The sequence below is a fragment of the Cytobacillus sp. EB106-05-05-XG126 genome, from assembly GCF_058791715.1.
Window position 1 is genome coordinate 2,089,160 of record NZ_JBYTDU010000001.1, and the last position, 15,719, is coordinate 2,104,878.

Annotated in this window: 19 protein-coding genes; 6 read left to right on the forward strand and 13 right to left on the reverse strand. The window is 41.2% G+C overall.

Translation table 11 applies throughout. The features are described 5' to 3' along the window. Positions 1-5 precede the first annotated feature (5 nt). Entirely contained in the window at positions 6-176 is a 171-nt protein-coding gene (locus tag AC3WTL_RS10345) for a hypothetical protein (protein ID WP_169799746.1), read from the reverse strand. A gap of 99 nt (positions 177-275) precedes the next feature. Here AC3WTL_RS10345 and AC3WTL_RS10350 point away from each other — a divergent pair, with 99 nt between their 5' ends. Together AC3WTL_RS10350 and AC3WTL_RS10355 are read left to right on the forward strand one after the other, a co-directional pair. After that, positions 276-482, forward strand: coding sequence for a YheE family protein (locus AC3WTL_RS10350; RefSeq protein ID WP_197207761.1), 207 nt, complete (start codon positions 276-278; stop codon positions 480-482). A 366-nt stretch (positions 483-848) separates the two neighbouring features. Beyond that, entirely contained in the window at positions 849-1,034 is a 186-nt protein-coding gene (locus tag AC3WTL_RS10355) for a hypothetical protein (RefSeq protein WP_492369356.1), read from the forward strand. 116 nt (positions 1,035-1,150) lie between these two features. Here AC3WTL_RS10355 and AC3WTL_RS10360 read toward each other — a convergent pair whose 3' ends face one another. Beyond that, positions 1,151-1,411, reverse strand: a complete 261-nt coding sequence (locus AC3WTL_RS10360) for a metal-sensitive transcriptional regulator (RefSeq protein ID WP_035326844.1) — start codon at positions 1,409-1,411, stop codon at positions 1,151-1,153. A 128-nt stretch (positions 1,412-1,539) separates the two neighbouring features. Here AC3WTL_RS10360 and AC3WTL_RS10365 point away from each other — a divergent pair, with 128 nt between their 5' ends. Both AC3WTL_RS10365 and AC3WTL_RS10370 read left to right on the forward strand, forming a co-directional pair. Next, positions 1,540-2,433 (forward strand): PucR family transcriptional regulator, encoded by an 894-nt coding sequence (locus tag AC3WTL_RS10365; RefSeq protein WP_492369357.1) that lies wholly within the window; start codon positions 1,540-1,542, stop codon positions 2,431-2,433. A gap of 114 nt (positions 2,434-2,547) precedes the next feature. Further along, positions 2,548-3,657 carry an ABC transporter ATP-binding protein gene (locus AC3WTL_RS10370; protein ID WP_076262477.1) on the forward strand — a complete coding sequence of 370 codons (1,110 nt, stop codon included), beginning with the start codon at positions 2,548-2,550 and terminating at the stop codon, positions 3,655-3,657. 90 nt (positions 3,658-3,747) lie between these two features. Here AC3WTL_RS10370 and AC3WTL_RS10375 read toward each other — a convergent pair whose 3' ends face one another. Continuing rightward, positions 3,748-3,990, reverse strand: coding sequence for a hypothetical protein (locus tag AC3WTL_RS10375; protein WP_048012079.1), 243 nt, complete (start codon positions 3,988-3,990; stop codon positions 3,748-3,750). Positions 3,991-4,286: 296 nt separating this feature from the next. On the opposite strand from AC3WTL_RS10375, the gene AC3WTL_RS10380 reads away from it, so the two are divergent. After that, positions 4,287-4,505, forward strand: a complete 219-nt coding sequence (locus AC3WTL_RS10380; RefSeq protein WP_035326833.1) for an alpha/beta-type small acid-soluble spore protein — start codon at positions 4,287-4,289, stop codon at positions 4,503-4,505. A gap of 66 nt (positions 4,506-4,571) precedes the next feature. Here AC3WTL_RS10380 and fumC read toward each other — a convergent pair whose 3' ends face one another. The 10 genes from fumC to AC3WTL_RS10430 all read right to left on the reverse strand — a co-directional run bounded on the left by fumC (position 4,572) and on the right by AC3WTL_RS10430 (position 14,973). Further along, on the reverse strand, positions 4,572-5,954 hold the full coding sequence (fumC, locus tag AC3WTL_RS10385; RefSeq protein ID WP_492369358.1) for a class II fumarate hydratase: 1,383 nt from the start codon (positions 5,952-5,954) through the stop codon (positions 4,572-4,574). Positions 5,955-6,499: 545 nt separating this feature from the next. Beyond that, positions 6,500-8,512 carry an ABC transporter ATP-binding protein gene (locus AC3WTL_RS10390; protein ID WP_492369359.1) on the reverse strand — a complete coding sequence of 671 codons (2,013 nt, stop codon included), beginning with the start codon at positions 8,510-8,512 and terminating at the stop codon, positions 6,500-6,502. Beyond that, positions 8,509-10,266, reverse strand: coding sequence for an ABC transporter ATP-binding protein (locus AC3WTL_RS10395; RefSeq protein WP_252221121.1), 1,758 nt, complete (start codon positions 10,264-10,266; stop codon positions 8,509-8,511). Before AC3WTL_RS10395 ends, AC3WTL_RS10390 begins: the two co-directional genes overlap by 4 nt. A 692-nt stretch (positions 10,267-10,958) precedes the next feature. Continuing rightward, positions 10,959-11,747, reverse strand: a complete 789-nt coding sequence (locus AC3WTL_RS10400; protein ID WP_197214562.1) for an alpha/beta fold hydrolase — start codon at positions 11,745-11,747, stop codon at positions 10,959-10,961. A gap of 208 nt (positions 11,748-11,955) precedes the next feature. Next, the gene (locus AC3WTL_RS10405) at positions 11,956-12,273 is read right to left on the reverse strand and encodes a YbjQ family protein (protein ID WP_048011864.1); all 318 of its coding nucleotides are present in this window, start codon (positions 12,271-12,273) and stop codon (positions 11,956-11,958) included. Further along, positions 12,254-12,457 carry a hypothetical protein gene (locus AC3WTL_RS10410; protein ID WP_048011863.1) on the reverse strand — a complete coding sequence of 68 codons (204 nt, stop codon included), beginning with the start codon at positions 12,455-12,457 and terminating at the stop codon, positions 12,254-12,256. Before AC3WTL_RS10410 ends, AC3WTL_RS10405 begins: the two co-directional genes overlap by 20 nt. A gap of 15 nt (positions 12,458-12,472) precedes the next feature. Beyond that, entirely contained in the window at positions 12,473-12,673 is a 201-nt protein-coding gene (locus AC3WTL_RS10415) for a hypothetical protein (RefSeq protein ID WP_048011862.1), read from the reverse strand. Continuing rightward, complete coding sequence (locus tag AC3WTL_RS10420; RefSeq protein WP_492369360.1) at positions 12,670-13,020, reverse strand: YxlC family protein; 351 nt, start codon at positions 13,018-13,020, stop codon at positions 12,670-12,672. Before AC3WTL_RS10420 ends, AC3WTL_RS10415 begins: the two co-directional genes overlap by 4 nt. Further along, a complete protein-coding gene (sigY, locus tag AC3WTL_RS10425) occupies positions 12,974-13,537 on the reverse strand; it encodes an RNA polymerase sigma factor SigY (protein ID WP_492369361.1) in 564 nt (187 codons plus the stop codon). The genes AC3WTL_RS10420 and sigY overlap by 47 nt, the downstream gene beginning before the upstream one ends. 149 nt (positions 13,538-13,686) lie before the next feature. Further along, positions 13,687-14,973: an MFS transporter gene (locus AC3WTL_RS10430; protein ID WP_492369362.1), complete on the reverse strand. Its 1,287-nt coding sequence runs from the start codon at positions 14,971-14,973 to the stop codon at positions 13,687-13,689. A gap of 259 nt (positions 14,974-15,232) precedes the next feature. Between AC3WTL_RS10430 and AC3WTL_RS10435 the strand changes: the two genes are divergently transcribed. After that, positions 15,233-15,556 carry an HPr family phosphocarrier protein gene (locus AC3WTL_RS10435; protein ID WP_197207770.1) on the forward strand — a complete coding sequence of 108 codons (324 nt, stop codon included), beginning with the start codon at positions 15,233-15,235 and terminating at the stop codon, positions 15,554-15,556. Positions 15,557-15,719: the final 163 nt, after the last annotated feature.

The following is a 15,719-nucleotide window of genomic DNA, read 5'->3' on the forward strand; positions in this document are numbered from 1 at the left end:
AAGAATTAATAAGTCGTTACAGGGCTTTTCGCTGTCTTAACCCGATTTTTTTTAGAGGCACTTCCGGCAAAAGATTTAAACTGGTCTTTAAGCTTTTGTCGTGACTCCGGGTTTCTCATTAAATAAGCTGCTCCAAGGGCCATGGCTGACATCATAAATTTGTTATTTCTTTTCATCCTTTTTGCCTCCTTTTAATGTTAAAATGTTTCTACATCTGTTCCATTCCCTTTTTCAGGAACGTTAAACGGGATATTACAACATCTGGAGGAATCCTAATGCTGACACACTTTCAATTCAAACCTTTATATGAAAACAAACAATTGCCGGGATGGACATTTTCTTTTTACTTCAAAAAGCAAAAAGTTACCGGCATCTATCATCCAGACGGAAAAATTGAATGGACATCCGGAGATCCTGCCGGACAGGAGGAGGACCTGAAATCCCAAATTCATGAATTGATGTTATTTCATGTGTATGAATAAGCATTTTTCACAAAGCTTGTTGCTTTTTGCAGATATAATGAGTTGATTGTAGCGGAAGGTGCGAGATCCTCGAAAATGCTCTCGCATTTTCTTCGTGCGGTGTTTTTTCAGGGAAGCTTATTCAACGTCCTGCGGGAGTAGCGGGACAGGTGAGACCCCGCAGACGCGCAGCGCCGAGGAGGCTCACCGCACGCCCCGCGGTTCGCTGAGCGGAAATCATCGGGCAGCATTTATAGGGGAAAAACAGCAATTTATACGAAAAAAAGCCAGGAATAAGAAAAAAATTAGAGAAATCATGCATGACGATAAAGCTCTTTTGGAAAAATAATCCCGCCAGGATATTACATCTAAAGGAGCGATTGACACATGGATAAAAAACGCAGGATTTCAGAGGACGTCCATTATGAAGGCAGGGACAAAGCTTATATGGATATAGACAGGATCATAAACGAGGGTCTTTCCGGAGGCTCCGTCCATGGGCGCGGCGGTGATGTTAATATCGAACAAGCCAGGGAACTGCATGAGGAAGAACCTCCATATGAGCCTGAGTAAAAATAAGAGGCACCTGAATTCAGGTGCCTTTTATAGAGATTAAATTGAATTTATTGTGCTGTTAGATAACTATCTAGCTCCAGGCGCCGAAAAGCGGGCGCCTGGAGCTTTTCTATTTATCTGCTTTTCACAATCATATTCACAGCTTCCTGGATTGCATCCTCCGCATTTTTGCCTTCATTGTTTGCTTCACGGATGCATGTCTCCAGGTTTTTAGCTACAATATATCCCATTGCACGGTCAACAGCAGAACGGACAGCAGATAATTGTGTAACAACATCCTTGCAGTGTTTTTCTTCTTCCATCATTCGGATCACACCCCGCACCTGGCCTTCCAGCCTTTTCAAGCGGTTTTTCATTTCAGGTGTATATTCCATGAGTCTCACTCCTCACACTCTCAATTCCCTTTATAGAAACATTCACAGATTAAGTTAATTTTTTCAATTAAATTATAACTGCTATAATATAAGAAACACAAAAAATTATCAAACCAAAGGGTAAAGATATGTTAAACAAATTACATGACCGGTATCCGGGCTCTCAACTTCAATTTAAAAAACCTGATTTTAGCTTTAATTCTGATTTGTACTGGTTTCATCATGAAGAGTCAGGCCAATGGCTTGGCATTCCAGTTCAAGAGGTATCTGGGGATAGTCTGATGGTATTGAAAACTTTGTTTGAATTCCATGACAGTTCCATTCACCTTGCCCCTGCTGCGCAAGCCTGGTTTCAATACTTATTTTTAAATGGGGATCACCCATCATACGCAAAAGATGTTCCATACAGGCTGGTTCAGTTCAAAATGTCTGAGGGCGAATGGATACGTGAGGATATGGAAGCTGCTTTTAGAGGTTTTTTCGAAAAGGACATAACGATTTTATGGAACGGGGAAGCCACAGGGGTCATCATTGAAGAGGGTAAAGACTCTCTTGCCGAAGAAGAATTCCTTGCTGTTTCCAATGCTTTAGAAAGTGATTTTTTTGTAAAAACAGCCTTTTACATTGGCATTCCGAATAAGGCGGGGACACAATTACACAAGTTTTTTAAAGAAGAACAGCTTCTATTCGCGCAGGCTTCCTCATTGCTTCCAGCTGAAAGAGTGCTGAATTTTGAAAAGCTCTTCCCCTCCCTTATCACTGGGCATCTGGATGTATTTTTAAAAAAGAGCCTGCTTTCACGCCTTTCTTTACTGGAAGAAGACCCTGAACTCCTGCACACCATAAAAGTGTTTTTACAGAACAGCTCCAACGTTTCATTAACGGCGAAAAAATTGTATATCCACCGGAATACTCTGCAGTACAGGCTTGATAAGTTCACAGAGAAGACCGGCATTCAGTTAAAGGACTTTAACAGCGCGCTGACTGTTTATTTAGCCTGTTTGCTGATTGAGCAAACCTGACTTGAGCACATTGCATAAAAACGCTTTCAGTTTTTTGTGCAGTTTGGCCATATGGGAAAACCCTCGTATCCATTAAACTGTAATTAAGAAAAAGATTATTGGGAGGTTACCCTGATGGCAGAATTAAAACTCGATAATATTTATAAAATTTATGATAATAAAGTAACAGCTGTAGAAGATTTTAACCTTCATATTAAAGATAAGGAATTTATTGTTTTTGTCGGCCCTTCCGGCTGCGGTAAATCCACAACTCTCCGTATGATTGCAGGTCTTGAGGAAATTTCAAAAGGCGACTTCTATATCGATGAGAAGCGTGTCAACGATGTTCCTCCAAAAGATCGTGATATTGCAATGGTTTTCCAGAACTATGCACTTTATCCGCATATGTCCGTGTACGATAATATGGCTTTCGGCCTTAAGCTTCGCAAGTTTCCAAAAGATGAAATCGACCGCAGAGTAAAAGAAGCAGCAAAAATTCTGGGGCTGGAGCCTTACCTTGACCGCAAGCCAAAAGCATTATCTGGCGGACAGCGCCAGCGTGTAGCTTTAGGCCGTGCGATTGTCCGTGATGCAAAGGTATTCCTCATGGACGAGCCTCTATCAAACCTTGATGCAAAGCTTCGTGTTCAAATGCGGGCAGAAATTGCCAAGCTTCACCAGCGTCTTCAAACAACTACTATCTATGTAACACATGACCAGACAGAGGCTATGACAATGGCTACCCGCCTTGTTGTAATGAAGGATGGAGTAATTCAGCAGGTTGGCGCACCAAAAGAAGTTTATGAAAAGCCTGAAAACGTTTTTGTAGGCGGTTTTATCGGCTCACCTGCCATGAACTTCTTTAACGGTACGCTTGAAGACGGCAAATTTATTATTGGCAAAACTCAGATTGCAGTCCCTGAGGGTAAAATGAAGGTTCTTCGGGAACAGGGATATACAGGCAAAAACATTATCCTTGGCATTCGTCCGGAAGACATTCACGATGAGCCGGTATTTATTGATGCATCTGCCGGTTCAAAAATCAATACCCGCATTGACGTTTCCGAACTGACTGGTGCTGAAACAATGATTTACTCAAGCATAGAAGGCCAGGATTTCGTAGCACGCGTAGATTCCCGCACAGATATTAAGCCGGGCCAAAACCTTGAGCTTGCTTTCGATATGAACAAAGCGCACTTCTTTGATGCAGACCATGAAAGAAGAATCCGTTCTGAAAAAGAATAACATTGAAGCCCCGTCAAAGCTGACGGGGTTTTTTAATACTGTCAGCATTCGCCAAGCCGTCACCAGGTGCTGCCGCCATCTATTTTCGTTCTACTCTTTGATAAATTTCACCGAATCATGGCCGCATGATGGACACTTCAGCAAGTGGGGACATTCCTCCTGCTGATAATCCCGGGGATAGCCATCTTCCATTTTCATCTGGTCAATTGGCATATAGGCACTATAATCATCGTAAAAATCCATTACTCTTCCACTGTCCTCCATCCTGCTTCCGCAGGAGCTGCAGGCTGATTCGATTTTTTCAAAGCCGTTGCAGACTGGGCAAATAGCCATTCCAATCCTCTCACTTTCGTTTTCTTTGCTGATATTTATTATGATTTGTCTGTTTAATCTTCGTTATGTAAGACTCTTAATCAGTGAATTTTATCAGGAAAAAATTCCCGATTTCTTGAAAGAATAAACTTTTATAAATCAAACATAATAGAGAGTAAACACAGCGGCATCAAGCATCCGCAGTAAAAACCGATGGGTTACGCCAGGCAGTGGAGCAGGATAAAATCCTTGCGCTGGTGCAATTCCAGCTAACCCAGCCAAAAACCAATACACTTATATTTCGAGGAGGAAATCACATGAACAACCAATCATCTAGCAGAAGCAATTCCTCAAACCAGTTACTAGTACCTGGAGTAGCTCAAGCGCTTGATCAAATGAAGTACGAAATCGCTACTGAATTTGGTGTAAACCTTGGTGCAGAAACAACTTCCCGCGCTAACGGATCTGTTGGGGGAGAAATCACAAAACGCCTTGTTCAAATGGCTGAACAACAGCTTGGCGGCGGTTCTTTCTAATAAAGCAAGATAACAATTGAATAAATATGGCTTTGGCCCTCCTTCTTGAAAGGGGGGCCATTTTATTTAGACCATCTTTTCGGGCACAACCCAATTCTCATATTGTTCTTCCGTGATATACCCTGTTTTTAAGGCTGCTTCTTTCAAGGTTGTATTCTCTCTGAATGCGAGTTTGGCAATTTCCGCTGCCTTTTCATAACCTATATGCGGATTGAGTGCCGTTACAAGCATTAGTGATCTCTCAACATGGCCATTAATCACTTCTTTATTAGCCTCCAGTCCCATCATGCATTTTTCATTAAAAGAGGCCATTCCATCTGCAAGAATACTGATGCTTTGAAGAAGATTATAGATAATAACAGGCTTGAACACATTCAATTCAAAGTTCCCCTGACTTGCTGCGAATCCAATGGATGCATCATTTCCAAATACCTGGCAAACCACCATTGTAAGGGCTTCGCTTTGTGTCGGATTTACTTTGCCAGGCATGATTGAACTGCCTGGTTCATTTGCCGGGATCGATAATTCCCCAATTCCGCTGCGCGGCCCGCTTGCCAGCCAGCGGACATCGTTGGCTATTTTCATCAAATCTGCTGCCAGCCCCTTCAATGTCCCATGAACATGGACAATTTCATTATGGCTGGTCAGGGCCTGAAATTTATTGTCAGACGAACGGAATGAATAGCCTGTAAGTCTGGATATTTCGTTTGCCATTTCAGGTCCAAATGACTTCTCTGCATTAATGCCCGTTCCGACTGCTGTACCGCCAATGGCTAAGTCAAGCAGATACTGCATTGCGTCCATCAGCATCTTTTCATTCTTTTCAAGCATGGCACGCCAGCCGCTGATTTCCTGACCCAATGTAAGAGGTGTTGCATCCTGCAAATGAGTCCTGCCTATTTTGACGATTGATTTGAAGGCCTCTTCTTTCGATTTAACCGTCCTTATTAATTCCTTTAATGACAGAAGCAACTTTTGCTCCGCCTCCGTATAAGCAGCGATATGCATGGCAGTCGGAAATGTATCATTAGAGCTTTGAGACATATTGACATCATCATTTGGATGCACTTTACTATCCCGTACCCCTTTCTCGGCCAGTAGTTCATTCGCCCTTTTGGCAACAACCTCATTTACATTCATATTTGATTGTGTGCCGCTCCCTGTCTGCCATACAGCCAGAGGAAAGTGGCTGTCAAACTTATGGTTTAGAACTTCATCACAAGCTGCTGTGATAGCTTCCATCTTGTCATGGGAGAGCTTCCCAAGCCTGTTGTTGACTACTGCTGCAGAACGCTTTACCTTGGCAAAAGCATAAATTACTTCCATCGGCATCTTTTCAATGCCGATTTTAAAGTTATCCTTGCTCCGCTGTGTCTGGGCTCCCCAATATTTATCAGCTGGCACCTTCACTTCGCCTAGAGTATCTTTCTCAATTCTAAAATCAGCCAATTTCATACCTCCTTAAATGATTATTATGATTCCTTTATATTCTTTTCCCTTATTTTCAAAATTTAATGATAAAAATGAGCAAAACAAAAGCGGAAGCTCCTTGCTCACCCCCGACATGCACAAGACGAGCCGCTCGGGAAGGTGTTCTTTACCTTTCTGCGCGGCTCGTCTTGTGGCCCCGAGGGGGTAGGCGCTGGAGCTAGATGCAAACACTCTTCCACAGAGTTATTCTCACCGTTCAATCTTATAGTTTCCTCTACAATAAAAAAACTGCCTGGCTGGATCAGCCGGCAGCTATGCTTTTACAATTGTATACCCAATAAAGTATCCAAGCACCATAATACTTGCTATCACTAAGGTAATAGAAAATTCCTCCATAAAAATCTCCTCCAGATATGTGTGATAGCTTAAGATTATCATGAATACCGGATTACAATTTCTTTATACCAGTACTATTGTGTGTCTGAGTAATGAATTTTTTTTGAACAAAATTCCTAGTGGGATAAAACCATTAATAAAAAAGAAGCGCCATCCGGCGCTTCCCTCTATCCTGCAAGTGTTGACCCCTGCTGAAGCTGATACATTTGATAATATTTGCCCTTTTGCTCCATTAACTCATCATGGTTACCTTTTTCAACGATCCTGCCCCTATCCAGAACGAGGATTTGATCAGCATTTCGGATTGTCGAAAGCCGATGGGCGATGATAAAGGTGGTTCTTCCTTTTTTCAGCACGTCCATGGCTTCCTGGATAATTAATTCTGTCTCAGTGTCTATGCTTGATGTTGCTTCGTCCAGAATCAGGATGGCCGGATCAAAAGCAAGGGCACGAGCAAACGAAATGAGCTGCCTCTGCCCGCTGGAGAGCGTGCTCCCCTTCTCGATAACCGGCTCATCAAAACCTTTTTCAAGATGCTGAAATATCTTATCTGCTCCGACATCCTTCAAGGCTTTTTCCACTTTCTCCCGCGATATTTCAGGATCATCAAGGCTGACATTGGAAGCAATGGTCCCGGTGAACAAAAATGGATCCTGGAGGACGATGCCCATATGCTTTCTGAGCTCCTGCCTTGGAATCTGTTTTATGTCCATTCCATCGATCCTAATCTTCCCTTCCTGGCAATCATAAAAACGGAAAAGAAGATTCATGATCGAACTTTTCCCTGAGCCGGTATGGCCAACCAGCGCAACTGTCTCCCCGTGCTTTGCTTCAAAATTAAGATCCTTCAGCACATATTCCTTCTCCTTATAGCCGAAGTGAACATGATCAAAAGTAACATTCCCTTTATAGCGGGATATTTTATTATCACTGATATCAATGCCTTCTTCATCAAGCAGTTTGAAGACTCGTTCACCGGCAACCAATGCCTGTTCGAGATTGGCCAATTGGTTGACAATGCCCTGCACAGGCTGAAACAGGCGGTTAATATAGTCAACAAAAGCATATAGCATCCCAAGTGAAATGACAGCTGCCGCATTGAGCGACTCTCCTCCGAAGTACCAGATAAATGCAACAAAAACCACATTTCTCAGCACACCCACTAAGTTATGCGATGTAAGTGAATTCAGGCTCAGAAGTTTATTTTGGAAGGTAAAATGCTCTGTATTCAGCTTTTCAAAATCCTTCTGTATATCTTTTTCGCGGCCAAACGCCTGGATAACATTCATTCCCTGAATCGATTCATTCACCATGCCATTTATATCACTTACCCTGGAACGGATTACATGATTGTATTTTGATGCATACTTACGGTACACAATCGCCCATACATATAAAATCGGGAGCAGGATTAAACATATCGCAGCAAGCTTGGCATTTAAAATAAACAAAGCGATATAAATACCTGAAATATATATGGCACTTGTAAAAAAGGTTGCCAATACGGTCACATAAAGCTCACGGATGGCTTCGGTATCATTGGTTATGCGAGCAACCACCTTGCCTGCCGGAAGATTATCAAAATAACCGATTGGAAGCCTTTGAATCTGCCCGAAGACATCCTCTCTCATTTGCTGGATAATCCTATTTGCTGACTTTTGCAGAAAAAAACGCTGGCCGTACTGAAAAAATGCAGCGATAACCAGTAATCCAAAGTAAAAGGCCAAAAGCTGAACAATCTTAGGAATCTCGGGTGAATAGAATAGCATTAATTCTTCACCAGTCAATGCCTTCCCTGCATAGGTTTCGGTTTGGCCGCTTTTTTCAATATAGAGTTTGCCCTCTTTGAAGGTTCGCTCTCCATCAAAAGCAATATCACCCCTGATAAAGACGAATTGGCTGCCAGCCTGCAAGATGCGGGCCTGATCAATTTTCCGCTCACCCTGATCAATATTTTGCTCCTTTTTGTAAAACTGGCCATCATACTCCACAGCATCTTTTCCGCCTTCTGTCTGATACCAGACAGATTCTATGCCAAGGATATGGTCATCAATCATCTTCTTCGCGATGAAAGGCCCTGCCAGATCTGCTGCCACAGCGACTGTAAGCATCAGCAATGCCGCAATAATCGTTTTTTTATAATGAAGTGCATACTTGAATAACCGCTTTCCTGTGGTCATGAAAGCACCTCCTCTTCAGCAGATGTTTGAGCCTGCTGCCTCAAAAATTGTTCCTTGTACCATCCATCCATAGCCATCAAGTCCTCATGAGTGCCTTCTTCTGCTATCATGCCTTCATCAAGGACGATAATATGATCGGCGTGCTGGACTGCTGACATTCTGTGTGTCGTAATGATTGTCGTTTTTCCTTTGCGCTCAGTCCGGATATTATCAATAATTTTCTTCTCTGTTTTAGCATCAACGGCTGATAAAGAGTCATCAAGTATCAGAATTTCCGGATCCTTCACAAGGGCACGTGCAATCGAAATCCGCTGTTTTTGCCCTCCTGATAAGGCCACTCCTTTTTCACCGACCATTGTTTCAAGCCCTTCCGGCAGAAGTTCAAGGTCTTTTCGAAAAGCTGCCAAATCAATCGCTTTTTGCATATCCTCTTCAGTTGCATCCTCTTTTCCAAAAAGGATGTTTTCTCTAACAGTCCTCGAGAAAAGAACATGATCCTGTGGAACATACCCGATCCATCCTCTCGTTCTTTCAAGCTCCTGTTCTTCAATCGGAACATCAGCAATCGCAAGCTTCCCTGTGCCTGACGGATATTCTCTTAATAGCTGCTTTATAAAAGTGGTCTTTCCGCTTCCTGTTTTTCCTACAATGCCCAGCGTTTCCCCGCGTTCAATATGCAGCTTAATCCCTGTGAGATTAGCCGTTTTTGAGGAAGGATATTGGAAATGAACATCCTTGAAGATAACATTCTCAGGGACTTCAACGATAGACGGGTTTTCAGGATTCACAATATCCTGTTTAGCGGACAATGTTTCCTGTACACGGTCAAGGGATGCATTTCCCCTTTGCATGACATTAATTAATTCTCCAATAGCAAACATTGGCCAAATCAGCATGCCTAAATACACATTAAAGGACACGAGCTGGCCCAGGGTGATGGTTTGGTGGAAAACAAGAAAAGCACCGTATCCAAGTCCTATCAGATAGCTTAGGCCCACAATCACCTTTATCGTCGGCTCAAATAGTGAATCAATTTTGGCCACTTCAATATTTTTGCTGTATACATCTTCAGTGAGTTCATGGAAACGCTGCTGATCCGCTCTTTCCTGAACATAAGCGCGCACCACCCGAACTCCCGAAACAGATTCAAGAACCCGGTCATTTAGTTCCCCGAAGGCATCCTGTGCGCTCATAAACCGCGTATGAATCTTCTTCCCGTAAATTTTTATCAGATAGGCCATGATAGGCAAAGGCAATATTGCTGCAAAAGTTAGTTTCCAGCTTACCAGAAATCCCATCGTAAACAATATTGTCAGCATGAAGACGCTGGAATCCACCAGTGTTAATATTCCGAAACCGGCCGTTACCGAAATAGCTTTTAAATCATTTGTTGCCCTGGCCATTAAATCACCGGTCCGGTTTTTCTCAAAAAATGTTGGAGTCATTTTCAATAGGTGACCCATAAACTGTGAACGCAGTTTTCTTTCTACCAGGAATGCCCCTCCAAAAAGCTGGTACATCCAGATATAAGTGATTGCATAGGACACGATTGTGATGATTGCCAATAAACCAAGGTACTCCATTATTTTAGCACTGCTCATTTGACCAAGATGAATATCATCAATTGCCATTCCTACAAGCCTTGGAGGCATAACATCAAGGATTCCGACAATGATCAGCAGAGAAATGGCAATTGTATATCTTTTCCAGTTCTCTTTAAAAAACCAGCTTAATTTTCCTAAAATCGAAAACAACGATCTCTCCCCTTTCCGGTATGAAGCTCACGTTTCTAAAAGGAGCTTTCATACAAAAACCAGCAGCAAATACATAACTAGCCTCCATCCAGATCCTCCGGCAAAATTGTTTTTCTCTTCATTCTTAATGCATTCATAAAATTTTCCTCCCTTTTTTATGGCTGCCGACAACAGCCGCTATTAAAATATATGGAAACAGGCAATGCCTGAATTTCCTATTGGTGATATTTGAGAATTAGACGAAAAAAAGACATACCGCGGCATGCGATATGTCTTAAGAGACAAAAGAGCCCACGTTACGAAATGTAACCTGTGCTCCTTCAAAATGTGCAGGCAAATCCTGTTTACATTTTAATATTGTTCTAAAGGAGAGGTTACAGATTTTAATTTTTGTGTTGTTGTTTGATGATGATGAATTAAGATCATTTTGTAGCCCTCCTTTTCATTTTTTTCCATATTGGTAAGATTATCACCGCTTACACTAAAAGTCAATCAGTTTTTTACCTACTTTTAAAAATTTTCTGTTATTTATTATAAAGGCTCTTTTCGTATAAAGTGCTGTTTTTCCTCTATCAATGTTGTCCGTTGATTTCCGCTCCAGGCTGCTCGCTCCAATCAACTCAGTAAATAAAATACAAAAAATCAATAAACCTTGTAAAACAGCATTTAAAAAAAGGATCCGCCGGGATCCTTTATGAAGCCAATCTTCTTTTTTGCCTGTTGATGAAGTCGATGGTTATCCTGTTAAAGGCATCAGGTTTGTCGATGTTGCATACATGTCCTGCATCTGTAATGATTTTGACTGTAGCTGTTTTAGCTTTTTGGGCAATGCTTTTTACAGACTTAATAAACAAGTGGTCTTCCTGTCCCATAATAAAAAGCGTAGGAATGTGAGAAATGCTGGATTGGATTCTTCCCAGGTACGGATTAACCGATTTTGTTAAGGACAGCCAGTTGATGAATTCTTTTTGGCACATTTTTGCTGCCTGCCTTACAAAGGCATGTCTTGATTCAAGGTGGTTTCTTTTTGGCATGATAATCCACGCAAAAAGCTTATAAAGCAGCATATATGGCAGGATATACTTAGTCAAATTCGCAATGGCTATCAAAAACCTTGTGCGCCAATTCAATTCAGTAATGGCACCGCCCAAAATCATGGAAGCTACTCTTTCCGGATGATTCTGCGCGATTGTCTGGATCACTATAGTCCCCAGCGAAATTCCGACAAAGTGGGAGTCTGTAATATGAAGATGATCGAGCACATCCACTATATCCTGAGAAACCTCTGTAAAATGATCTCCTTCTTCCCAGGTGCCCTTTCCTGATTGACCATGTCCCCGCAGATCTACCAGCAGAACATTGAAATGCTTTTTGTACTCTCTCATTTGTTTATACCAAATTGCAGAGCTGCCCCCTGCACCATGAACAAAGGTAACCCATGGCAGGGACTCATCTTTCACATACGTACGGTAATATAGCATATATACTCCAATCCACATTCAAGTGTCATTTTTCTTAGTTTTGTTTTTAAGAAGTTTCATTCTATTGTAAAGGATTTCAGCGAAAAATGCTTATAATATCACAAAAAATTCACTAGTTTCTTTTCAAGTATTTTCTGCCAAATATTCATCCTTTCCCTATTAAAGACATTAAAAAACCAGCTAACTATGTCAGCTGGTTCTTCTCCTGCTATTCTTCAATTATTGCTGCAGTCCCATAGGCTATGATTTCTGCAGCATTCTGCATAACCGCTGAGGTTTGCAGCCGCATTCCAATGATTGCGTTGGCCCCTTTTGCCTTTGCATCTTCAACCATTCTGCCAATTGCCTTCTGTCTGGCTTCATCCATCATTTCAGTATATTCGCCAATTTCTCCGCCTACAATTGTTTTTAATCCTGCCAGAATATCTTTTCCTATATGCTTTGTCTGGACGGTACTCCCCCTTACAAACCCTTTAATCTCTTTAATCTCTTTTCCGGATACCGTATCAGTAGTCACGATAATCATTTTGTTCTTCCTCCTCTTTTTCTCTTTTTCTCTCAGCTATCAGCACAATAAATAATGCAAAAATCATTAAAGCATATAAAATATAAAACATAATTGCAGCCTTCATATTAATAAACAGCATGACAATCCCGAGAAGCTGGCCGCCACCGGCTGCAAGAAGCAGCATCTGTTTTAATTTTTTCATCCTTCCATCCCTCAATTAATCTTTTTTCTGCCAGATCTTTCTGACGAAAATCAAGTAAAACAGCGTCGGCATTGGCGCCTGAATTAAACCGATAATTCCCCATAGCCAATAATTGTGGCCGTGCTTTCTTGCATCAAGAAATAGGAACGTACTCTGTGCTATTAAGATGACTCCCACAATAATCAGCAACGGAAGAGATATTTCTTCGCTGTTCATGTGCCATTCACCTGTTTCACGAAGCTGACTGTGCTATAGGCCATAATAAAAACTGTGACAACTCCCTGCAGAATAAAAAATACAGACGGAACCTGATACAGCATGAATAATACAGAAGTTACAATGAGGAGTGCTGCAACAGTGAAGATAGCTAACTCCCTGATCAATTTCCTTTTCATTTCCTGTTTTTGCTCTGCAACTAAGTTTTCAAAAAATTGCAGATCAGGTGTATATACCGGGATGTTTTCTTCCAGCATTTCCCATCCGTCTTCAATTTCCTTAACTGCAGCCAATAATTGCTCATCTTGATGATCTTGTTCCAGCTGCAGCACTTTCCTGTTCACCATGTAGCTTCAACTCCTCTCTTACAGACATGATTCCATTGTGCACTCTTGATTTGACAGTGCCTGAAGATATGTTCATCATTTTTCCTATTTCCTCATACGAGTAGCCATAATAATGTTTAAGAACAATAGGTATCCTAATCTCGTCTTTTAGTTTTCCCAAAGCAGATAAGACATCATTCCATTCTTCATTTCGGCTTTCAAGATGCCATTTCAAGCGTCTGAAAACCTCTTCCTGTGCTTTCCAGCTCTTCTCTCTTTTCGACTTTCGCTTCTGATCAATATACAAATTTGTCGCAATGGTTATCAGCCAGGAGGAAAATTTTGATTTGCCATTAAAAAGTCCGATTTTTTCAACACATTTGGCCATTGTTTCCTGAGCAAGCTCTTCAGCTGCATCGGGATTCATTGTAATTTTGATTAAGTATTTAACCAGAAAGGGATAGTTATTTTTAAAAAGCATGGCAAAAGCGAGCTGATCACCTCGTTTGGCACTTGCTATAAGGTCTTTCTCCTCCATCAGCTTCTTTCCTCTCTTCTTATCATCCCATTGTTTCCTGTTTATTTCACTCATAAGACGTTCAAGAGATGAAAAGGTTCATTATTCTTTAAATTATTTTTTATACATAAAAAGCCCCTGTTATAGGGGCTATTCTGCCTTTTATTACATTATACTGCACCAGTCTGTTCCAAAGAATGTGCTTCACCTGTTTTTTCTGATTTTTTCGTTAATCCCGGGAGAACGATGCTGTAAAAAACACTGACAAGTGCTAAACAGCCGCCTACCATCCAATAAAGCATTTCCACTCTGAGGAACCCCGGAAAGCTGACAGCAATAAATCCGAGTGTTATGGATTGTGAAAGCATCATCAGCGGACTTATCCATCCCTGTACTCTTCCCATCATCTTCGGATCAACAATACTTGGCATCCAGCCGCCAATTGCGATGTTCACTAAAGGGAGTCCGAAAGCTGCAGCAAATAATAAAGATAGGAAAATAAACGTGTTTTCTGCAAAAGAGGCAGCAATGATGAAGCTTCCGGATAACAGCAATCCGGCAATGATCAGCTGATAAAGTTTGAATTTTTGAGTAAGCAAAGAGGCCACAAAGCTGCCAATAAGAACGCCAACCCCAAATGTTATTCCGAGCAGGACTGAGTATTCCTCATATGATTGCGGCTCGAGTTTGTATTTCAGCATAAAAATAGGCATGACTGAAAATCCGCCGTTTACCACTCCGAAAACGAAGAAGCCAACAAGTAAAGCAGATAATAATTTGTGCTGGAGAATATATTTTATCCCCAGATTAAAGTCCTTGAAGACAAGCGGAATATTCAAGTCTTTAAGCCCATGTGCGCCATTTGGCAGACGGACCTCTTCGGGTATACGGCAGGATCTTATTAATATTGCACTGATGATAAAGGTAAGTGCATCAGCCACAATCGCACCGTATACTCCCACTGTCCAGTATGCAAAAATGCCAAGGCCGTTTCCGAACAGCATGAAAAGACTCATCACAACCTGATTAAGGCCTGCAGCAGTTGTATAATCTTCACTTTTCAATATGCCTTGAATCATTGCATGTTCAGCGGGAAAGAAAAACTTCTGAATGGCACTCCTCAGGAACAATACTGCAAATACCAGGGGCATCCAGCCAATAATAATAGTCAGTAAAAGCACAATTGATAATAATGCGCTGACCCAATCACAATGATAAGCTATTTTCTGGCGATCCATTCTATCCGCAAACACTCCAACTAAAAAAAACACCGCCAGGGTCGGAACAGAGAACATCAATTCAGTTAATGTGGCATAAAAAGGCTGTTCCGAGAAACGATCCAGCAAATAAAACATAAATGCTGTTAAACCAATCGTGCTGCCCATCTGAGAAGTAAAGTTGGCGAAAAATAATTTCACATAATTGGCATTTTTAAAAATTCCTTTGAATTTCTTCATCCCTTTTACCTCAGTTTCCCTGTTTATATCTCTACTATAGATTGCCACAAGCAGTTGATAAAGCGGCTTTTGATGGTTTTTATCTCCTTCTGCAGACTGATGGTGCCTCAACCCCTAAATACGTATGAATTAAAAAGGTAATTATTCACTCTTGAAACCCGGGTGGTTTACGGTTGTGATTACCGGGGTAATTCCATAGTACAACCACATCATTAATCCATTAATATATAAAATACTTTTTTAAAAGGAGATTTTTAAAATGAAAGAAATTATTTCTAGTAATGTATTAGTTCGAAACAAGTTCACTATGAAGAAAATGCTTGAAATTTACCAGGCGTCAAAACAATTTGAAGGCACCACTTATCTCTACAGCAAACACAAAGCGGTGGATGCCTCAAACCTTTCTAAATTAGTGTCTTTCCTTTTAACAGTGAAACCGCAAACGAGTCTGAAAATCATTGTGGAAGGAACTGAAGTCCAGAACCATCTGGAGCATATCAAAGACATGTGCAGCAACCATGTTTCTGTACTTCGCATGTCAGAAAAACGTTTAATCAATACAGCTGAAACAATTCAGCTATAATTGACTATTTTATTGCAGAGTGAATGGAGTGAAAATAGATGATACGTACAATTTTTATGGTAGTTGGAGCGATTGTGGTAATTGGAGCACTAATCAGCTGGTTATTCTAAATTATTTCTTTTAAAAAAGGCCGATTGGCCTTTTTTTTGGCTCTTTTCGTATA